General features: G+C 71.2%; 13 protein-coding genes. 6 read left to right on the plus strand and 7 right to left on the minus strand.

Features of this window, described 5'->3' with window-relative positions; genetic code table 11:
* Positions 1-139 precede the first annotated feature (139 nt).
* Positions 140-5,467 (minus strand): pullulanase-type alpha-1,6-glucosidase, encoded by a 5,328-nt coding sequence (gene pulA, locus ACIA6C_RS02020; RefSeq protein WP_399274428.1) that lies wholly within the window; start codon positions 5,465-5,467, stop codon positions 140-142.
* A 45-nt stretch (positions 5,468-5,512) separates the two neighbouring features.
* Positions 5,513-7,222, minus strand: coding sequence for a carbohydrate-binding module family 20 domain-containing protein (locus ACIA6C_RS02025; protein WP_366082391.1), 1,710 nt, complete (start codon positions 7,220-7,222; stop codon positions 5,513-5,515).
* Between the two features lie 573 nt (positions 7,223-7,795).
* On the opposite strand from ACIA6C_RS02025, the gene ACIA6C_RS02030 reads away from it, so the two are divergent.
* The 3 genes from ACIA6C_RS02030 (at position 7,796) to ACIA6C_RS02040 (ending at position 10,182) form a co-directional block, all read left to right on the plus strand.
* Entirely contained in the window at positions 7,796-7,999 is a 204-nt protein-coding gene (locus ACIA6C_RS02030) for a cold-shock protein (protein WP_053678014.1), read from the plus strand.
* A gap of 347 nt (positions 8,000-8,346) precedes the next feature.
* Entirely contained in the window at positions 8,347-9,801 is a 1,455-nt protein-coding gene (locus ACIA6C_RS02035; RefSeq protein ID WP_366082390.1) for a DEAD/DEAH box helicase, read from the plus strand.
* A 48-nt stretch (positions 9,802-9,849) separates the two neighbouring features.
* Complete coding sequence (locus ACIA6C_RS02040) at positions 9,850-10,182, plus strand: SCO5918 family protein (protein ID WP_366082389.1); 333 nt, start codon at positions 9,850-9,852, stop codon at positions 10,180-10,182.
* A gap of 28 nt (positions 10,183-10,210) precedes the next feature.
* Here the strand turns inward: ACIA6C_RS02040 and ACIA6C_RS02045 are convergent, their stop codons facing one another.
* The 5 genes from ACIA6C_RS02045 to ACIA6C_RS02065 all read right to left on the minus strand — a co-directional run bounded on the left by ACIA6C_RS02045 (position 10,211) and on the right by ACIA6C_RS02065 (position 16,300).
* Positions 10,211-11,230: a LacI family DNA-binding transcriptional regulator gene (locus ACIA6C_RS02045; protein ID WP_399272243.1), complete on the minus strand. Its 1,020-nt coding sequence runs from the start codon at positions 11,228-11,230 to the stop codon at positions 10,211-10,213.
* Positions 11,215-12,819, minus strand: a complete 1,605-nt coding sequence (locus ACIA6C_RS02050; protein WP_399272245.1) for a glycoside hydrolase family 13 protein — start codon at positions 12,817-12,819, stop codon at positions 11,215-11,217. Before ACIA6C_RS02050 ends, ACIA6C_RS02045 begins: the two co-directional genes overlap by 16 nt.
* A gap of 321 nt (positions 12,820-13,140) precedes the next feature.
* On the minus strand, positions 13,141-13,992 hold the full coding sequence (locus tag ACIA6C_RS02055; protein ID WP_366080747.1) for a carbohydrate ABC transporter permease: 852 nt from the start codon (positions 13,990-13,992) through the stop codon (positions 13,141-13,143).
* Between the two features lie 2 nt (positions 13,993-13,994).
* The gene (locus tag ACIA6C_RS02060) at positions 13,995-15,017 is read right to left on the minus strand and encodes a carbohydrate ABC transporter permease (RefSeq protein WP_399272248.1); all 1,023 of its coding nucleotides are present in this window, start codon (positions 15,015-15,017) and stop codon (positions 13,995-13,997) included.
* An 8-nt stretch (positions 15,018-15,025) separates the two neighbouring features.
* Positions 15,026-16,300, minus strand: coding sequence for an extracellular solute-binding protein (locus ACIA6C_RS02065; RefSeq protein ID WP_399272250.1), 1,275 nt, complete (start codon positions 16,298-16,300; stop codon positions 15,026-15,028).
* A gap of 222 nt (positions 16,301-16,522) precedes the next feature.
* On the opposite strand from ACIA6C_RS02065, the gene ACIA6C_RS02070 reads away from it, so the two are divergent.
* The 3 genes from ACIA6C_RS02070 (at position 16,523) to ACIA6C_RS02080 (ending at position 20,192) form a co-directional block, all read left to right on the plus strand.
* Positions 16,523-18,130, plus strand: a complete 1,608-nt coding sequence (locus ACIA6C_RS02070) for a glycoside hydrolase family 13 protein (protein WP_399272252.1) — start codon at positions 16,523-16,525, stop codon at positions 18,128-18,130.
* Positions 18,131-18,155: 25 nt separating this feature from the next.
* The gene (locus ACIA6C_RS02075) at positions 18,156-19,187 is read left to right on the plus strand and encodes a LacI family DNA-binding transcriptional regulator (RefSeq protein ID WP_361136295.1); all 1,032 of its coding nucleotides are present in this window, start codon (positions 18,156-18,158) and stop codon (positions 19,185-19,187) included.
* Positions 19,188-19,292: 105 nt separating this feature from the next.
* Positions 19,293-20,192: a phosphatase PAP2 family protein gene (locus ACIA6C_RS02080; RefSeq protein WP_361136297.1), complete on the plus strand. Its 900-nt coding sequence runs from the start codon at positions 19,293-19,295 to the stop codon at positions 20,190-20,192.
* Positions 20,193-20,197: the final 5 nt, after the last annotated feature.

Consider the following 20,197-nt stretch of genomic DNA (forward strand, 5'->3'; position numbering starts at 1 on the left):
TCGCGCCTGAGCACGCCCCCCCACGCCGGGGCGGGCCGGGGGGGTGGTGGGGTCTCGTATGTTGCGCCCCGGGGGGGCGGCCCCCGGCCGGGGGCCCCCCCCCCCCCCCCCCCACCTCGGGAGGCCACGGGCCCGCCCGTCAGTGGCGGCCCCGGGTGAAGACCGCGACCGTGCGCGCCGGGGCCTCGAACTCGCCCGTGGCGGCGTCGTACGCCGCCTGCTTGACCGTGCTGTCGGCGCCCGCCGCCTGCACCGGGTGCAGGGTGTAAGCGGTGCCTGCGAGCGCCGCCACGCGCTGGGTCTGCGCGGTGGGGGTGGCGTTGAAGACGACCACCAGGTCCCCGGCGGTCATGGTGATCACCCCGGGCGTCTCCGCCGTCCCCGACAGCGGGAACGCCACGCCCGACTGGACCGCTTCGGCCGTGGTGAGGGCGAAGGCGGGCTCCGTCGTACGGATGCGCAGCAGGTCGCGGTAGGCGGCCGAGGCGCCCTCGATCTCGGCGCAGCCGGGTGCCGCGGTGGTCAGCAGGGGTTTCGCGTAGGGCCACTTGGCCCGGTTGTCGGCGGCGGGCGGCAGGCCCCGGCCGAAGCCGTTGCCGTCGTGGCAGTCCCAGTGGACGGCGTTGAACCAGTCACCGCTGTCGAAGGAGTTGCGGTCCAGGGACTTCGAGCGGAGCAGGTCGGTGCCGGCCTGGGACAGGGACGGGCCCTGCGAGAGGGTGGTGACGGCCAGGGCCAGGACCTGCATGCGGGCCCGGTCGGCGGCCGTCGTCCCGGCCGGGAGCTTGTACGTCAGGGCGTCGGCCAGTGTTTCGTTGTCGTGGGCGTCGGCGTACGCGAGTGCGTCGCCGGGGGCGGCCGCGTACCCGGCCGGGGCGCCGTTGTAGTCGAGTTCGGAGCCCTTGGTTCGGCGGCCGGCGGTGTCGGTGAAGGCGTACGAGGCGAGGTTGCCGGTCAGCCCGACCTTGATCAGGTCCTGGTCGTGCAGGAGCCGGGCCCGCTGCTGCTCGGGACTCCCGTTCGCGGGTGAGGCGTTGGGGTCGGTGAACAGGCCGGAGGCGAAGCCCTGGACGCGGGGGTCCTCGTCGAAGGGGCCGCCGCCGCGGACCGCGTCGCGGGCGCGGTCGGAGAAGGTGGCGATGCCGGTGCCGGCCATGTTCTTCTGCGTGGCCTGCACGAAGCGGGCGTCGTCGGCGACTTCGCCGAAGTTCCAGCCCTCCCCGTAGAGGATGATCTTCTTCCCGTCGACGCCGTCCTTCTCGACGGTCAGGGCGTCGAGGGCGGCGCGCACGGCGAGGATGTTCGCCTTCGGGTGGTGGCCCATCAGGTCGAAGCGGAAGCCGTCGACCTTGTACTGCTTGGCCCAGGTGACGACGGAGTCCACGACGAGGCGGCCCATCATGGCGTTCTCGGGCGCCGTGTCGGCGCAGCAGCTGGAGGTGGCGACGCTGCCGTCGGCGAGCAGCCGCTGGTAGTAGCCGGGGACGATGCGGTCCAGGACGGACGCGTCGGACTGACCCGACGCCGCCGTGTGGTTGTAGACCACGTCCATGACGGTGCGCAGGCCGGCCCCGTTCAGCGACTGCACCATGCGGCGGAACTCGACGGTGCGGGCGGTGCCGTCCGGATCGCTCGCGTACGAGCCCTCGGGCACGGTGTAGTGCAGCGGGTCGTAGCCCCAGTTGTAGGCGTCCTTGGCGGCCGCGGCCGCCACGCAGGCCTGCTGCTGCTCCGAGTCGGGGGCGTAGATCTTGAGGTCGCAGGCCGGTTCGGTGCGGTCGGAGGGCTTCTCGGGGATGGTGGCGATGTCGAAGGCCGGCAGGAGGTGCACGTAGGAGGTGCCCGAGGCGGCCAGCTCGCGCAGGTGCCGCATACCGGCCGAGGCGGTGTCGGTGAAGGCCAGGTACTGGCCGGGGTGGGCGGAGGTGCGGTCCGCGATCGAGAAGTCCCGGATGTGGAGTTCCTGGATCTGCGCGGAGGCGAAGGGTACCGGCGCGGGCTTGCGCAGCTCGCGCCAGCCGGGCGGAGCCAGCCCGGGATCGGCGAGGTCGACGGCCAGGCTGTACGCGGAGTCCGTGGTCAGGGCGGAGGAGTACGGGTCGGTGACCAGGTTGCGGACCACCTGGCGGACGGACGGGGCCCAGACGGTGACGGCGTACCGGTAGCGCTTGCCGGTCCAGCTCCGCTCACCGCGCACCGACCAGACGCCGGTGGTGTCGTCGCGGCGCATCGCGACCGTCCGGCCGTCGAGTTCGAGGGAGACCTGCTGGGCGGTGGGCGCCCATACCGACAGGGTGGGGCGGCCGTCCTTGAAGACGGGGCCGAGGGGGGTCGTGGTGGCGTACAGGTCGTCCAGGACCCCGGCGAGCTGCACTCCGGTCGCGGCCAGGACGGCTCCGTTCGCGGCGCGGGCGCTGGCGACGAGCTGGCCGCGCAGGGCGCCCCGGACGCGGTCGCGGTCGCGGGGGTCGACGGTGTAGGCGGCGTACCGGGCCAGGTGCGGGAACTTCTGCTTCTGGGCGGCGGTGAGCTCGGAGCGGTTCAGGCGCAGCCACTGCGCGCCGGCCTCGTGGAGGATGCCGCCGGCCGCGGTGACGGCGCCTTCGCGGGAGGCGAGGAGCTGTACGGAGGCGGCTGCCGCGGGCGCGTTCCAGGCGACGGTGTCGCGGTCGATCCAGACGGCTTCGGCCTTGGTGAGGTCCAGGGCGGCGGCCGATCCGGCGGGCTGCGGCAGCAGGTACTTCTCGCGGCCGCCCAGCATCCACACCTCGTGGCCGGTCGCCTTGAGATCGAGGGACTGGTCGGTGGGGAGGTCCTTCTCGTCGCCCTTGTGGAGGATGTAGCTCAAGCTGGTGGCGCCTGCGGCGAGGGGGACCTCGTAGACCGCGCCGAAGGAGTCGGTGCGGGCCGGCCTGAGCGGCTGGGACCAGTCGGTCGCCTCCGCGGCGCCGGTCCAGACGTGCAGGCCCCAGCCGTCGTAGGCGCCGTCGGGGCGCTGGTAGTGGAGGACGGCCTTGGCGGTGTCCTGGGGCGGGTAGGCGGGCCGGTCGGTGCGGACGGCCTCCTGGCCCTGTTCCAGCCAGATCTCACCGGTTGCGGTCAGGTCGAGGGTGCGGTCGGCGGAGACGTCCTTGGTGCCGTCCTTGTCGATGACGAGGTAGCCGAGCGAGGAGGCGCCGGGTTTCAGCCGGACGTAGGCGAAGGCGCCGTACGCGTCGCGGCCGGTGAAGTCGTGTCCGGCGGGCCAGGGCGTCGCTTCCCCGTCCGCGAGGTCGCCCCAGGCGTACAGCCGCCAGTTCGTGTAGTCGCCGTCGGGGCGGTGGTAGTGCACGACGGCGTAGTCGCGCCGGGTGGCGGTGGGCACGTCCACGGGCGGGGCCTGTCCGGCGGTGGAGGAGGCCAGGGCCCCCGCGGTGCGGCCGGAGGCGTCGACGACGACGGCCTTGTAGCGCAGCGGGGTGCCGGGCACGGCGGTGACCTGCTGGGTGACCTTGTACGGGGCGTGGTCGGCGGAGCCGAGGACCTGCCAGGGCCCGGTGCCGCTCTGGGCGGCGAAGACGACGCGGTCGAGGGCGCCGCCGGTGACGTCGGCGGTGAGCTCGATGGTGCCGGTGGCCACCGCCGGGGCCTTGAGGGTGACGGCGGGCCGGCTGGTGGGCGCGGGCAGGGACGTGACGCCCTGGAGGACCACGGACCCGAGGGCGGGCACGGTGACCGTGAGCTTGCCTGCGGCATCGGCGCGCGGGGTGCCGGTACCGCCGTACAGGGCGCGGTACCCGGCGCCGGCCGGGGCGTCGAGCGTGACGGTACGGGGCTGGTCGCCGTTGTTGGCGGCCACCAGGTACTCGGTGCGGCTGCGCGGGTCCGTACGGGCGAAGGCGTACACGGAGCCGGCGGCGAGCCGCTCGCTCTGGATGCCGTCGCGCAGGGCCGGGTGGTCCCGGGTCAGCTTCGAGAGGGCGCTGATCTGCCGGTAGAGGGGGTGCTGCGGATCGTAGGCGTCGCTCGCGTGGGTGCGGTCGGTGCCGAGCTGGTCGTCGTCCAGGTAGTCGGCGACCCGGGTCGCGAACAGCGGCTGGCGGGCGTCCTTGTCGCCGCCGGAGCCGGTGAAGCCCTGCTCGTCGCCGGAGTAGACGACCGGGTTGCCGCGGGAGAGGAACATCAGCTCGTTGGCGAGGCGGTAGCGCGCGAGCAGTTCCTGCTCCGTCGCCGCGGGCCGGTCCTGCTTGAGGAAGGAACCGAAACGGCCCATGTCGTGGTTGCCGAGGAAGGTCACCTGCTCGTAGGCGTTGGCCTTGTCGGTGGTGTACCGGTAGTCGTCAGCGAGCACGGACGCCAGCCGCCCGGCCGCCGCGCCCTGGGAGGCGTAGGCGCGGATCGCGTCCTGGAGCGGGAAGTCGAGGGTGGCGTCGAGGCGGCCGCGGGTCACGTACGGGGAGGTGACGGCGGTGTCGGCGGAGTACACCTCGCCGAACATGAAGAAGTTCTTGCGGCCGTGGCGGGCCGCGTACGCGTCGAGCGCGGTCGCCCACTGGGTCCAGAACCCGGTGTCGACGTGTTTGACGGTGTCGATGCGGAAGCCGTCGACGGCGAAATCGGCGACCCACTTCTCGTAGATCTTCTCCATGCCGCTGACGACCTCGGGACGCTCGGTCCACAGGTCGTCCAGGCCGGAGAAGTCGCCCTGCTCGGCGGACTCGCCCGCGAAGGTCGAGTCGCCCCGGTTGTGGTACATCGACGGATCGTTGAGCCAGGCAGGGGACTTGAGGTTCTTCTTCGCCTCGGGGACGAAGGGCGTGCGCGGGAAGGAGCCGGGACCGGTCGCCGGGAACTTCTGCTTCCCGTCGGCGTAGTCCCGGTCGTCGAAGGGCACGCCGTCCTTGGTCAGGTAGGGGAAGGCGCCCTTCGAGAGGTAGTCGTGGGAGCCCTCCCGGTAGTCCACGACATCGGCGGTGTGGTTGGTGATGACGTCGAAGAAGACCTTCATCCCCTTCTTGTGCGCCTTGTCGATCAGGCGCTCGAGGTCGGCGTTGGTGCCGAAGTGCGGGTCGACCTGTGTGAAGTCGGTGATCCAGTAGCCGTGGTAGCCGGCCGACGCGTCGTTGCCCGTGCCCTGGACCGGCTGGTTCTTGAAGATCGGCGCCATCCAGATGGCGGTGGTGCCGAGCCCCTTGATGTAGTCGAGCCGGTCCGTCAGCCCTTTGAGGTCGCCGCCCTGGTAGAAGCCCTTGTCGGTCGGGTCCAGCCCGGTTTCCAGCCGGGAGCCGGTCAGCCCGCCCCGGTCGTTGCGCGGGTCGCCGTTCGCGAACCGGTCGGGCAGGACGAAGTAGAACTGTTCCCGGGTCAGGTCGTGGCGGGCGGGCTCGGCCGCGAGTTTCGCGTCCGAGGGCGGGGGCGGTGGCGCCTTGGCGGCGGCCGCCGCCGGGAGGGCGGGCAGGAACGTCACGGCCAGGGCGGCCGTGAGCATTCCTGCGACGACGGGGCGTATCACTGCGGATCTCCTTGGAAGGGGTCAGCCGCGCCAGGCGTCGGTCAGCGTGACCTTGCCGTCGGCGGGCACGGTGGCGGTGCGGTTGGAACCGCTCTCCCAGGTGACGTTCCCGGCCGCGTCCTTGCGGAGGTACTTGTACGCGAAGGCGGTCCCGGCCGGGAGCGTGACGTCGAGCTTCCAGACGGGGTAGGCGGCCGGGTCGAGCACCAGGGCGCTGCCGGTGTTCCAGTTGCCGAGGGCGCTCTGGTCTCCGGTGACGTAGATGTTCTGGCCGGGGACGGTGGTGGCGTTCACGGCGAACGAGGCGCCGGCCGCGACCGGCGCCGGGGCCGGCTGCGGCGCCGTGCAGCTGCGGGCCCCGACGTGCAGGGCCACGGCCGTGTTCGCGCCGAGGGTGGCCGTGAACTGCCCCGACGCGCCGACGGTGACCGTCCGCCCGCTCTGCACGTCGCAGTAGGCGCCGGACGGCAGGGAGGTCTGGAAGGTCCGTGTCAGGGCCGAGGCCTCGTGGTTGATGGCGACGTACGCCTTCGCCCCCCGCCCGAAGGCGATCTGGTCGCCGCCGTTGTCCCACCAGTCGGTGACGGCCTGGCCGCGCGCCGCGTTGCGGAAGGCGACCATGGAGGAGATCTCCCGCCAGGCGTGCTGGCACTTCCAGCCGTCGGCGTAACAGGCGTTCACCGTGCCGCCGTTCGGGGGGCCGGCGTCCTTGTCGGTCCACTCGTAGCCGGAGTGCACGTCGGGCGAGCCGTAGGGCCAGGCCAGCATGAACACGTTGGCGAGGGTGTAGTCGGCGCCGTACTTGTAGTTGAGGGTGTCGCCGCCGCGCTCGGTGTCGTGGTTGTCGACGAAGACGGCCGCCTGCCCGCTCGGCATGTACCCCCATGCCTCGCCGAAGTTCTTGAGGTAGGCGAGGTTCTCGTTCTCGAAGACCCGCTTGAGGTCGCGGGCGTAGCGGAACTCCTGGACGTCGCCGTTGCCGAGGTACTCGCCCGGCTGGACGGCCTCCCCGGCCCCGTAGATCGCCTCCTGCTTCCAGTAGGCGTTCGGGTTGGTCAGGCGGGACTTGATCGCGGCGAGGTCGGCGGCGGGCATGTGCTTGGCCGCGTCGATCCGGAAGCCGTCGACACCGAGGGAGAGCAGGTCGTTGAGGTACCCGGCGATCTGCCCCCGCACGTGGTCCTCACCGGTGTCCAGGTCCGCCAGCTGCACGAGTTCGCAGTTCTGTACGTTGGCGCGGTCGGCGTAGTTCGAGATGGTCGCCCGGCAGTCGTCCATGTCTGAGCCGGAGTACAGCCCCGGGTAGTCGTACTTCGTGTACGAAGTGCCTCCCGTTCCGGTCCCGTCACCGGCGGCCATGTGGTTGACGACGGAGTCCGCGACGACCTTCACCCCGGCGGCGTGGCAGGCGTCCACCATGCCCTTGAAGGCGGCCCGGTCCCCGAGCCGCCCGGCGATCTTGTAGCTGACGGGCTGGTACGAGGTCCACCACTGCGCGCCCTGGACGTGCTCCTGCGGCGGCGACACCTGCACGTACCCGTACCCGGCGGGCCCCAGGCTGTCCCGGCAGGCCTTGGCCACGGAATCGAACCGCCACTCGAACATCACGGCGGTGACGTCCTTCGCACCGGGTGCGGCGGCGACGGCGGGGACCGCCTGCGTACTGACGCAGGCGGCGGCGAGCACGGCGGCGGCGAGCAGGGCTCTGCGGGCGCGCGGAATCGTCGGCATGGGGGGTTTCCTCCTGGCGGAGAGGCGCAGTACAGGCGGGGAACGCGGGTCGAACAGGCGGGGATTGCAGCGACCGTAGGTCCCGGACACCGCAGCTGCAAGACCTTGCGCAAGAGATTGCAGAAATGTTTCCGCGACGTGTCCCCGACAGTCGGGGGGCCGGGGCGCAGCCCGGGGCGATCCGAGTTCCCGGCGCGAGCCACCCCCGACCCACCGCCGCGCACCCTGACGCCGCCCACCCCCGCGCGGCAGCCGGCCGGGCGGAATAACGGGCGGAAATCCGACGGAAAACGAGCCCCATACCTACTGCGGCAAGCACAGAATTTCGGCGCGGGCTCGGTGAATATTTCCCTCCCGGGACGGACTCACCCGTTTTTCCCTCGGCGCCGTCAGCCATACCGTGCTACTGTGATTTCAGTTGCAGTTGTGGTTCCCAAACTTTCAGCCCACCGCCGGACGAAAATTCCGGCGGAAGGCTTCTGTGTGCCGGAAACTCCCGGGCGGGCGATCATCGCGGCGACTTGAGATCCGTACAGTGCGGACTCTGGGCTCGTGCCCCGAAGGAGATTCAAAATGGCTAACGGCACCGTGAAGTGGTTCAACGCGGAAAAGGGTTTCGGCTTCATCGAGCAGGAGGGCGGCGGTCCTGACGTGTTCGCCCACTACTCGAACATCGCCTCCCAGGGCTTCCGTGAGCTCCAGGAAGGCCAGAAGGTGAGCTTCGACATCGCGCAGGGCCAGAAGGGCCCGACCGCCGAGAACATCGTCACCGCCTGATACCGGCGCATCATCACGCAGCTGGGGCCCGCACCTTGGGGTGCGGGCCCCAGCTCGTTGTGTTACCCCCGCCCCTCCCTGCCTCCGCCCGCCTCCCACGGCCCGCGCGAGCATCCACCGGGTGCCTCACTCCCCCGGTTTCCCACGACTTTTCCGTCCGAATGGCGGCCGGTCTCCCGGTCCCCGTTTCGGCGCCCACGTCACGGTACTCCGGCCGGCATTCGATGCCGCCCGCGACCACTGCCGTCGGCATTCAGTCGGCTCGTTCCTGTGAATTCGCGCGGTCATTCCGATGCGCTGCTGAATTCCCTCGACGCGTGCCGTCCCCGTATCGAGGAAGGTTCAGCATGAACCGCACACGCACGAACGACCGCTCCCCCCGCACCCGCGCCGCGGGCGGCTCCGTGAACCGCGGCACCCGCTTCGGCTCCCCCGGCACGAACCGCACCGGCGCTCCCGCCCGCTCCGGCGGTTACGGTCGCCGTCCGGCCGCGCTCCAGGGTGAGTTCGCCGCGCCCGTCACCCTCACGCCGGCGCTCCCGGCCGTCGAGGCGTTCGCCGACCTGGACATGCCGGAGCAGCTGCTGGCCGCCCTCGTCGCCGAGGGCGTCCGCGTACCCTTCCCGATCCAGGCCGCGACCCTGCCCAACACCCTCGCCGGACGCGACGTCCTCGGCCGGGGCCGTACGGGCTCCGGCAAGACCCTGGCCTTCGGGCTCGCCATGCTGGCCCGCACGGCGGGACAGCGCGCCGAACCGCGTCAGCCGCTCGCGCTGGTCCTCGTACCCACCCGTGAGCTCGCGCAGCAGGTGACCGACGCACTGGCCCCGTACGCCCGCTCGCTGAGGCTGCGCCTGGCCACCGTTGTCGGCGGCATGTCGATCGGCAAGCAGGCGGGCGCGCTGCGCGGCGGCGCCGAAGTCGTCGTCGCGACCCCGGGCCGGCTCGCGGACCTCATCGAACGGGGTGACTGCCGGCTGAACCAGGTGGCCGTCACCGTGCTCGACGAGGCCGACCAGATGGCCGACATGGGCTTCATGCCGCAGGTCACGGCCCTGCTCGACCAGGTGCGTCCGGAGGGCCAGCGGATGCTGTTCTCCGCGACCCTGGACCGCAACGTCGACCTGCTGGTCCGCCGCTACCTGACCGACCCCGTGGTGCACTCCGTGGACCCCTCCGCCGGTGCGGTCACGACGATGGAGCACCACGTGCTCCACGTCCACGGCGCCGACAAGCAGGCCACCACGACCGAGATCGCCGCCCGCGACGGGCGCGTGATCATGTTCCTGGACACCAAGCACGCGGTGGACCGCCTGACGCAGGACCTGCTGAACAGCGGTGTCCGCGCCGCGGCGCTGCACGGCGGCAAGTCCCAGCCCCAGCGCACCCGCACCCTCGCGCAGTTCAAGACCGGGCACGTCACGGTCCTCGTCGCGACCAACGTCGCGGCCCGCGGCATCCACGTCGACAACCTCGACCTCGTCGTCAACGTCGACCCGCCGACCGACCCGAAGGACTACCTCCACCGCGGCGGCCGCACCGCCCGCGCCGGGGAGTCGGGCAGCGTCGTCACCCTGGTCACCCCGAACCAGCGCCGTGACATGGTGCGGCTGATGGCCGCCGCCGGGATCTCCCCGCGGACCACCCAGGTGCGCTCCGGCGAGGCGGAGCTGAACCGCATCACCGGCGCCCAGGCGCCGTCGGGCGTCCCGGTCACCATCACGGCGCCCCCCGCCGCGCGCACCACCCGCGGCGGCGCCGCCCGGCGCGGTCGCCGCCGGTCCTTCGGCGCAGCCGCGTAGGACCACTCACTCCCCTCCCGACAGCTCCCTCCCACCCTGTGAGGTCCCATGCGCTGCGTCATCGCCCGCTTCCCCTTCGAGCTCACCAAGAGCGGTGTGCTGGACGCGATGAAGGGCGTCAAGCCCGAACCGGTCATCGGTGACTCCGTCATCATCGGCCGGCGCCAGTACCCGGTGAAGCAGGTGGGCGAGGTCGTGACCCGCCAGGACCGCCGCGATTTCAGCTCCGCGGAGGTCACCCGGGCCATGACGGCACTCGGCTTCACCTGCCGCTCCGCCGCCCCGCTCCGCCCGGCCACCCCCCTCACCCCGCTCCAGACGGCCTCGGCCCTCCTGGGCCTGACCTCCCCGGCGACGTCGGACGGGCTGCAGCGGGCGTAACGCCCCGTCGCGCCGGGTGCGGGGCGCGCTAGGCCCCCCGCACCTGGCCCGTCGAGCCGCGGACGACCAGTTCCGGCTGGAAAACGTACTCCGTGCGCTGGACCGGGGTGCCGGCCACCGCTTCGAGGAGGGCTCCGACCGCCGCCGTCGCCATCGCGCGGACCGGCTGGCGGATCGTCGTCAGGGGAGGGTCGGTGAAGGCGATCAGCGGGGAGTCGTCGAAGCCGACCACCGAGACGTCCTCCGGGACGCGCAGGCCCCGTTCCCGGGCCGCCCGTATCACCCCGAGCGCCATCGGATCGCTGCCGCACACGATGCCCGTGCAGCCGCGGTCCAGCAGCGCGCCCCCCGCCGCGTGGCCGCCCTCCACCGTGAACAGCGTGCGCTGGATGAGGCCTTCCTCCTCCGCCCCCGGCACGGCGGCGGCGAACGCCGCCTCCTTGCGGGCGGAGGGGACGTAGCGCGTCGGCCCGATCGCCAAGCCGATCCGCCGGTGTCCCAGGTCCTCCAGGTGGCGTACGGCCATGTCGGCGGCCGCCCGGTCGTCCGGGGAGATGAACGGGGCGTTGACGTGCTCGTTGAAGCCGTTGATCAGGACGAACGGGACGCCCCGCGAGGAGAGGCGCTGGTAGCGCGAGGGGTCCAGGGTGCGGTCCGCGTGCAGCCCGGACAGGAAGACGATCCCGGTGACCCCCCGCTCCTCCAGCTGCTCCACCAGCTCGTCCTCGGTGGCCCCGCCCGGCGTCTGCGTGCACAGCACCGGCGTGTAGCCGTGCCCTGCGAGCGCCTGCTCGATGACCTGCGCGAACGCGGGGAAGATGGGGTTGGTGAGCTCCGGGATCAGGAGCCCCACCAGGCCGTTGCTGCGCCGCTTGAGCCGCACCGGCCGCTCGTAGCCCAGCAGGTCCATGGCGGCCAGCACCCTGTGCCGGGTGCCGGCCGCCACGCCCGCCTTGCCGTTGACCACACGGCTGACGGTCGCCTCGCTGACCCGGGCCTGCGCGGCGATGTCCGTCAGCCGAAGGGGGGAGGTCACCCCTGCCACCACACCGCCGTGTCGGCCTCCAGCACGCCGGGGTCCGTGACGTCGCCGCTGGCGAGGAGCACCGTGCCGGGCGGGGTCATCCGCACGGCCTCGTCCGTCGTGTTGACCGTGCACACGAAGGCGCCCCGCCGGAACGCCAGTACGCCGGCGGGCGCGTCCAGCCACTCCACGGCGTCGCCCGCCCCCAGCTCGGGCCGCTCGCGGCGGATCCGCAGCGCCGCCCGGTACAGCTCCAGCGTGGAGCCGGGGTCACCGGTCTGCGCCTCGACGCTCAGCCCCGCCCATTCGGCCGGCTGCGGCAGCCAGCTGCCGCCGTCGCCGAAGCCGTACGGGGCCTCGGTCCCGGACCACGGGATCGGTACGCGGCAGCCGTCGCGGAGCCCGTCCTGGCCGTTCTCCTTGAAGAAGGACGGGTCCTGGCGCACGGAGTCCGGCAGGTCCACCACCTCCGGCAGGCCGAGTTCCTCGCCCTGGTACACGTACGCCGATCCGGGCAGCGCCAGCATCAGCAGCGCGGCGGCCCGCGCCCGGGCCAGGCTCCCGAAGCGGGTCCGGTGCCGTACGACGTCGTGGTTGGACAGCACCCACGTCGTCGGCGCCCCCACCGGCCGCATCGCGTCCAGCGAGTCGTCGATGGCGCCGCGCAGCGCGACCGCGTCCCAGCCGGTGCTCAGGTAGTGGAAGTTGAAGGCCTGGTGCAGCTCGTCGGGCCGCAGGTACATGGCCGTCCGCTCCGCGCTCGGGGTCCAGGCCTCGGCGACGCCGATGCGGTCGCCCGCGTACTCGTCGAGCACCTTGCGCCAGGAGCGGTAGATCTCATGGACCCCGTCCTGGTCGAAGAACGGCAGCACCTGGTTGCCGAGCAGCTTGAGCTGTTCGTCGCGGCCGAGGTCGGGCAGGCCGGGGGCCTTGACCAGGCCGTGGGCGACGTCGATGCGGAAGCCGTCGGTGCCGAGGTCCAGCCAGAAGCGCAGGATGGAGCGGAACTCGTCCTGTACGGCGGGGTGTTCCCAGTTGAAGTCGGGCTGCTCGGGCGCGAACAGGTGCAGGTACCACTGCCCGTCCGCCACCCGGGTCCAGGCCGGTCCGCCGAAGATCGACTCCCAGTCGTTGGGGGGCAGGGAGCCGTCCGGGCCGCTCCCGGGCCGGAAGTGGAAACGTTCGCGCAGCGGGCTGCCCGGCCCCTCGCGCAGCGCCTGCTTGAACCATTCGTGCTGGTCGGAGCAGTGGTTGGGGACGAGGTCGACGATGATGCGCAGGCCCAGGGCGTGGGCTTCGCGGATCACGGCGTCGGCGTCGTGCAGGGTGCCGAACATGGGGTCGATGGCCCGGTAGTCGGCGACGTCGTAGCCGGCGTCGGCCTGCGGGGAGGCGTAGAAGGGGCTGAGCCAGACGGCGTCGACGCCCAGCTCCTTCAGGTAGGGCAGCCGGCTGCGGATGCCTTCGAGGTCCCCCATGCCGTCCCCGTTGGAGTCTGCGAAGCTGCGCGGATAGACCTGGTAGATCACCGCTTCTCTCCACCAGCCGGGCCGCGTCGCGGTCGTGGCGGGGAGGCCGTCGAACGAAGTCTCGGCGGCGAGGTGCTGGGTCATCCCAATCTCCTGGCATAGGTACCCCCGGCGCCAACCGGGGAAGGAAACGCATCTTCGGCTCCGGGCCGCACGACGGTGGCGTACCGCTGCGTGATGCTGTGACCTGTGTTTGTGTTCGGATCGTGACCGCCCCTAGCGTCGGGGGCGTGAGGGCTTCTTCTTCTGTGAAGCGGGCATTCAAGTACCGCCTCTCGTGCGGGGCAGTCGGTGGTGAAGCAGGAAATCCCTCCCGTGAGGGTGGAACCTCCCTGCCGCTAGGAAGGGAGGAAGCCAAGGTGTCCTTGGAGAGGTCGGGCCGGAGCGGGGATGCGGGGAGGGTGGTCAGCCCTTGGTCGCGCCCGCTGTCATACCGGCGACGAGGTGACGCTGGGCGAAGAGGAAGAAGAACGCCGCGGGGATGGCGATGAGGACGGAAGCGGCGCTCATCGCACCCCAGTTGGAGGTGTACTGGGTGACGAAGGTCTGCAGGCCCCCGGCCAGGGTGAGGTGCTCGTCGCCGACCATGAACGCGGAGGCGTACGCGACCTCGCCCCAGGCGGTGATGAAGGCGTAGAAGCCGGTGACGGCGAGGCCGGGCTTGGCGAGGGGCAGGATGAGGCGCCAGAAGGTGCCGAAGGGGTTGAGCCCGTCGACGCGGCCGGATTCGTCGATCTCGACCGGGATGGTGTCGAAGAAGCCCTTCATCATCCAGGCGCAGAACGGCACGGCGATGGTGAGGTAGGTGATGACCAGGCCGATGGGCTGGTTGAGCAGTCCGAGCTGTCCCATGAGGTTGTAGAGCGGGACGATGAGGATGGCCATCGGGAACATCTGCGTGATGAGCAGCGTCCACATCAGCGGCTTCATGCCGGGGAACTTGAACCGGCTGACCGCGTATCCGGTGGTGGCGGCGATGAACACGCCGAGGACCGTGGTGATCCCGGCGACGAGGACGGAGTTGCCGAACCAGGTGAAGAAGGAGGTCGACTCCACCAGGTAGCGGTAGTTGTCGAGGGTGGGCTCCTTCACGAAGTCCGTGGAGATGGCATGCTTCGCGGGCTTGATGGAGGTCAGCAGGACCCACAGCACCGGGAAGACGGCGATCACCGAGGCGACGGTCAGGGTGGCGTGCAGGCCCGCCGAGGCGAGCGGTGAGCGCTCGCCCCGCTTGCGCGCGGAAACGTCGTTCGTCATGGTCACCACACCTCTCCCTGCTTGCGCAGCGAGCGCCGGTAGACCAGCGCGAAGATCATGAGCAGGGCGAGGATCAGCACGCCCCAGGTCGCGGAGCCGGCGAAGTCGCGCGGGCTGGAGACGAAGGCCTCGCGGAAGGCCTGGGTCACGAGGATCTCGGTGGAGTCACCGGGTCCGCCCCGGGTCAGCAGGAAGATCACCGGGAACATGTTGAAGGTCCAGATGGTGGAGAGCAGGATCACGGTCATGCTCACCGCCCGCAGACCCGGCAGCGTGATGTGCCGGAACCGCTGCCAGGGGGTGGCCCCGTCCATCTCGGCGGCCTCGTACAGCTCGCCGGGGATGGACTGCAGTCCGCCGAGCAGGGCCACCATCATGAAGGGGACGCCGAGCCAGACGTTGACGGCGATGACGGAGACCTTGGCCCAGGTCGGGTCGTCGAGCCACGGGATCGCGGAGATCCCGCCGCCGTCGAGGAGCTTGTTGAGGATGCCGCTGTCGCGGTTGAAGAGGAACCGCCAGGCGAAGACGGACACGAAGCCGGGGACGGCCCACGGCAGGATGAGCGCCATGCGGTAGGCGGCGCGGCCGCGGAACTCGCGGTTGAGCATGGTGGCGAGGGCCAGCCCGAGCGCGAAGGTGATCGACACGCACAGGACGGTCCAGGTGATGGTCCACACCAGCCGCTGCAGGAACACCGGGTCGGCGAGGACGTCCGCGTAGTTGTCGAGGCCGACGAACTCGTACGTCGCCTCGATGTGGTTGGCGCCGATGGTGCGGGCGACGTTGCGTTCGTTGGCGTCGGTCAGCGAGAGGTAGACGCCCCGGACGAGCGGCCAGCCGATGATCACGCCGAGCACGAGCACCACCGGGGCGACCATGGCCCAGGCGTACCAGTGGGTGGCGAGGGCGCGCCTCGCTCCGCCGCGGTTGTCAGTCATGCGGCTCCGGCCGCGGACGGCGGGGGCCTCCAGGCCCTCGCCGTCCGCGGCCTTCGCCACCGACTGGCTGGTGTGAGCAGCCATCTCTTCTTCTACTTCCAGCCCTTGAGGATCTTGCGGAACTCGACGCCTGCCGCCTTCGCCGCGTCCTCGGGGGTCGCCGCGCCGGTGATGGCCTTGGTGTACTCGACCTTGAGCGGCTCGAAGAGCGAGCCGTTCTCCGGGATCCACGCGCGCTCGACGGCCTTGTCCACGGCCGGCTTGAAGAACTGGACCATCTCGCTGGACTTGACGTCCGGCTGCTCGTAGGCGGCCGTGCGGGTCGGCAGCAGGCTCAGCTCCTTCGCGGACTGGACCTGCACCTCCTGCGAGGTCATGTAGTCGACGAAGGCGTGCGCGGCGGCGCGGTTCTTGGAACCGGCGTAGACGGCGAGGTCGTGGCCGCCCTGCGGGGCGCCGGCCTTGACGGAGCCGGCCGGGACGGGCGCGACGCCGAGGTTGGTCTTGTCCTTGAACTGGTCGCCCGCGTAGGTGTCGGCGACGGCCCACGGACCGTTGATCATCATGGCGGCTTCGCCCGACTTGAAGGCGGTCTGCATGTTGGTCCAGCCGTCGGTGGCGTTGGTGATCGCCGCGCCGGAGGTGACCAGGTCACGGGCCGTCTTGAAGGCCTTGACGCCCGCCGGGTTGTCGACGGTGACCGTCTTGTTCTTCGCGTCGACGAGGTCGCCGCCCTCGCCGTAGATCAGCGGCAGGAACCAGTAGGAGTCGTCGCCGCGCAGGTAGAGGCCGGCCTTGCCGGTCTTCGCCTTGATGGCGGCGGCGGCGGTCTTGACCTCCTCCAGCGTCTTGGGGGGCTGGACGCCGGCGTCGGCGAGCATCTTCTTGTTGTAGAAGAGGCCGAGGGTGTCGATGACCTGGGGGACGGCGTAGGTCTTGCCCTCGTACTTGCCGCTGGCCGCGGCCTGCGGCAGGAACTCGGCGTCGACCTTCTTCACCGTGTCGGCGGGGACCTCGTCCAGGTAGCCGAGGGAGGCGAAGTCGGCGACCCAGCCGACGTCGGCGCGGATCACGTCAGGGGCTTCGGAACCGCTGCTGAAGGCGTTCTTCACCTTGTTCTGGGCGTCCCCGTAGGGCACGTTGACGTACTTGACGGTGACCTTCGGGTGCTTCGCGGTGAACGCCTCGGCGATCTTCTGGAAGCTGGCCTTCTCGGCGTCGTTGGAGGTGTCCCACCACGTGACGGTCCCGGAGAGTTCCCCGCCGGCCTGGGTGTCGCCGCCGTTGTCCTTGGTGTCCCCACCGCAAGCCGTCGCCGCGAGTGCCAGGGTCGCGACCAGCGCGGTGGCCGCTATGCCACGCCGCATATGAACTCCTTCGATGATCCCGGCCGCTTCCTCGCGGTACCGAGTTGCCAGGAACGTAACAAGACTGAAAGCCGACCGAAAGACCTTGCGGCAACTTTCTGCAAGTGCTGGTGATCGTTACATCCGTGTGTCCGTACGGTTGCCGCGGCTTGCTGTTAGTTCGACCCACCTTCGAGTCGTCAGGCCCGCAACCAGGGGGCCTGTGCTCGCGTTGACCCCGATATGACCCATGAGCTGACCGCGTCCCGGCTTGCAAGCGCTTCCAGCGACGGGACCGCGAAAGGCGGCTGGTGGCGCGATGCCGTCATCTATCAGGTGTACGTACGGTCCTTCGCCGACAGCGACGGCGACGGCGTGGGCGACCTGCGCGGCGTCCGTGAGCGGCTCCCGCACCTGGCCCGGCTCGGGGTCGACGCCCTCTGGCTGACCCCTTTCTACGTCTCCCCGCAGGCGGACGGCGGCTACGACGTCGCCGACTACCGCGCCGTCGACCCCCTCTTCGGCGACCTCTCCGACGCCGACGACCTCGTCCGGGCCGCCCACGCCCTGGGCCTGCGGGTCATCGTGGACGTCGTGCCGAACCACACCTCCGCCCGGCACCCCTGGTTCCGGGCCGCTCTCGCCGATCCGGCGGCGCGGGCCCGTTACCACTTCCGGCCGGGGCGCGGCCCGGGCGGTGCGCTGCCGCCCAACGACTGGGAGTCCGTGTTCGGCGGACCGGCCTGGACCCGGGTGGCGGACGGGCAGTGGTACCTGCACCTGTTCGCGCCCGAGCAGCCCGACCTCAACTGGGACCACCCCGAGGTCGCGGAGGAGTTCGCCTCGGTCATGCGGTTCTGGCTGGACCTCGGGGTGGACGGGTTCCGCGTCGACGTGGCGCACGGGATGGTCAAGGCCCCCGGCATGCCCGACATCGGGCAGGGCGCGCAGGCGACGCTGATCGGTGCGCAGCCGCTGCCCTTCTTCGACCAGGACGGGGTCCACGAGATCCACCGCTCCTGGCGGCGGCTGCTCGATTCCTACGAGGGCGCGCGGATCGGGGTCGCGGAGGCGTGGGCGCCGACCTCGGAGCGGCTCGCGCTGTACGTGCGGCCCGACGAGCTGCACCAGGCGTTCAATTTCCGGTTCCTGAACTGCCCCTGGGACGCGGCGGTGCTGCGGACCGTCATCGACGAGTCCCTGGCGGCCACCGCCTGCGTGGGGGCGCCGACGACGTGGGTGCTGTCCAACCACGACGTCGTACGGCACCGGACCCGCTTCGGGAGCCTGGCCCGGGCGCGGGCCGCCGCGCTGCTGATGCTGGCGCTGCCCGGATCGGCGTACGTGTACCAGGGCGAGGAACTCGGCCTGCCGGAGGTGGTGGACCTGCCGGACTCCGTGCGCCAGGACCCGGCGTTCCACCGCTCCGCCGGACAGGAGGGGTTGCGCGACGGCTGCCGGATCCCGCTGCCCTGGTCGGGCCAGGAGCCCCCGTACGGTTTCGGGCCGGGCGGCAGCTGGCTGCCGCAGCCGGCCGACTGGGCGGGGCTGAGCGTCGCCGCCCAGACGGGCGATCCGCACTCCACGCTGGAGCTGTACCGCGCGGCCCTGGAGCTGCGCCGGGCGCTGCCGGGGCTGGGTTCGCCCGAGGCGGGCGGGCTCACCTGGCTGCCGGCGCCCGAGGGGGTGCTGCTGTTCTCGCGGCCCGGCTTCGCCTGCACCCTCAACAGCCGTCCGGAGCCGCTCGAACTGCCCGCGCCGGGGCGGCCCGTGCTGTCGAGCGCGCCGGTGGAGACGGACGGGCGCACGGTGCTGTTGCCGCCGGAGTCGTGCACGTGGTGGGCATTGTGACGTGCGACCGGTACAGTCCAATGCCGTGACCGCACGGCTAGCCGACATCGCAGCCCAGGCGGGGGTCAGCGAAGCCACAGTCAGCCGCGTGCTCAACGGCAAGCCCGGTGTGGCCGCGGGCACCCGCGAGTCCGTGCTGGCCGCCCTCGACGTGCTCGGCTACGAGCGGCCCGTACGGCTGCGCCAGCGCAGCGCGGGTCTGGTGGGTCTGATAACCCCCGAGTTGGACAACCCCATCTTCCCGGCGCTCGCGCAGGTGATCGGGCAGGCTCTGACGCGGCAGGGGTACACGCCGGTGCTGGCGACGCAGACGCCCGGCGGGTCCACCGAGGACGAACTGACGGAGATGCTCGTCGACCGCGGGGTCTCCGGGATCATCTTCGTCTCGGGGCTGCACGCGGACACCACGGCCGACATGGGCCGTTATGACCAACTTCGCGCGCAGGGCGTCCCCTTCGTACTCATCAACGGTTTCTCCGACAAGGTGCGGGCCCCGTTCGTCTCCCCCGACGACCGGGCCGCGATGCAGCTCGCCGTGACGCACCTGAGCGCCCTCGGGCACACCCGGATCGGCCTGGCGGTCGGACCGAAGCGGTTCGTGCCCGTTCTGCGCAAGATCGAGGGGTTCCGGCTCGGCATGAAGGAGCGGCTCGGTCTGGGCGCGGCCGCGACGGAGGAGCTGATCCAGCACTCCCTGTACTCGCTGGAGGGCGGCCAGGCCGCCGCGGCAGCGCTCATCTCGCGCGGCTGCACGGCGATCGTCTGTGCGAGCGACATGATGGCGCTCGGGGCGATCCGGGCGGCGCGGCAGCAGGGGCTGCGGGTGCCGCAGGACGTGTCCGTGGTCGGCTTCGACGACTCCCCGCTCATAGCGTTCACCGATCCGCCCCTTACCACGATCCGGCAACCGGTGCAGGCCATGGGGCAGGCGGCGGTCCGCACGCTGCTGGAGGAGATCGGCGGTACGCCGGCTCCGCACAGCGAATTCGTGTTCCTGCCGGAGCTGGTGGTGCGCGGGTCGACCGCTTCGGGCCCGGGACAGCGGCGGGCCACGTAAGGGTTGCGGCAGGGGTCGGCGTACTCCCCTGGGCGGAGCGGCTGCGCCCAAGACCGTCCCGAGGGATGATCGTGGTCTGGAAGCCATCTGGCAGACTCTTTCCCCATGGGTGAAGCGAGCGTGAAGACACTGGAAACCCGGACGGACGTCTCGTCACCCCAAGTGACCGAGCAGGAGACCCGCCCGGGGTCCCAGGGCTCTCTCCTCGCCCGTCTGCGGATGCCGCGCCGCCCGAGGATCTGGTTCGAGGTCCTGCTCATCGCGATCAGCTACTGGACCTACTCGCTGATCCGCAACGCCGTGCCGGAGCAGAAGGCGGCGGCTCTGGCCAACGCCGACTGGATCTGGCGCACCGAGCACTCGCTGGGCATCGCCGTGGAGCACACCGTCAACCACGCCGTCAACTCCGTGACGTGGCTCGTCGTGGGCATGAACTACTACTACGCCACGCTGCACTTCGTCGTGACGATCGGCGTGCTGGTCTGGATCTACCGTTTCCATCCCGGGCGTTACGCGGCCACCCGCTTCGTGCTGTTCGCGACGACGGGCGTGGCGCTGCTCGGCTACTACTTCTACCCACTGGCGCCGCCCCGGCTGATGAACGGGCAGCACTTCGTCGACACCGTGCTCGTGCACCACACCTGGGGGTCCATGGCCTCGGGGAACCTCAAGCACATGTCGAACCAGTACGCCGCGATGCCGTCCATGCACATAGGGTGGTCGCTCTGGTGCGGACTGACGATCTTCGCGGTCGCGTCGGCGCCGTGGGCCCGCGTGCTGGGCCTGCTGTACCCGGCGGCGACCCTGGTGGTCATCGTGGCCACCGCGAACCACTTCTGGCTGGACGCGGCGGGCGGCATGCTCTGCCTCGCGTTCGGGTACACGGTCTCGGGGCTGTGGTACGGCTCCCTCCCCCACCGCCTGCCGCGCCGCCCCCGGGCCACCGACCCGCACCCGGCGACGGCCGCGCTCCTGAACCGCTTCCGCGCCCGGCCGGGCGCCTAACGCCC

This window comes from Streptomyces sp. NPDC051578 (genome assembly GCF_044454045.1).
Lineage (GTDB): Bacteria > Actinomycetota > Actinomycetes > Streptomycetales > Streptomycetaceae > Streptomyces.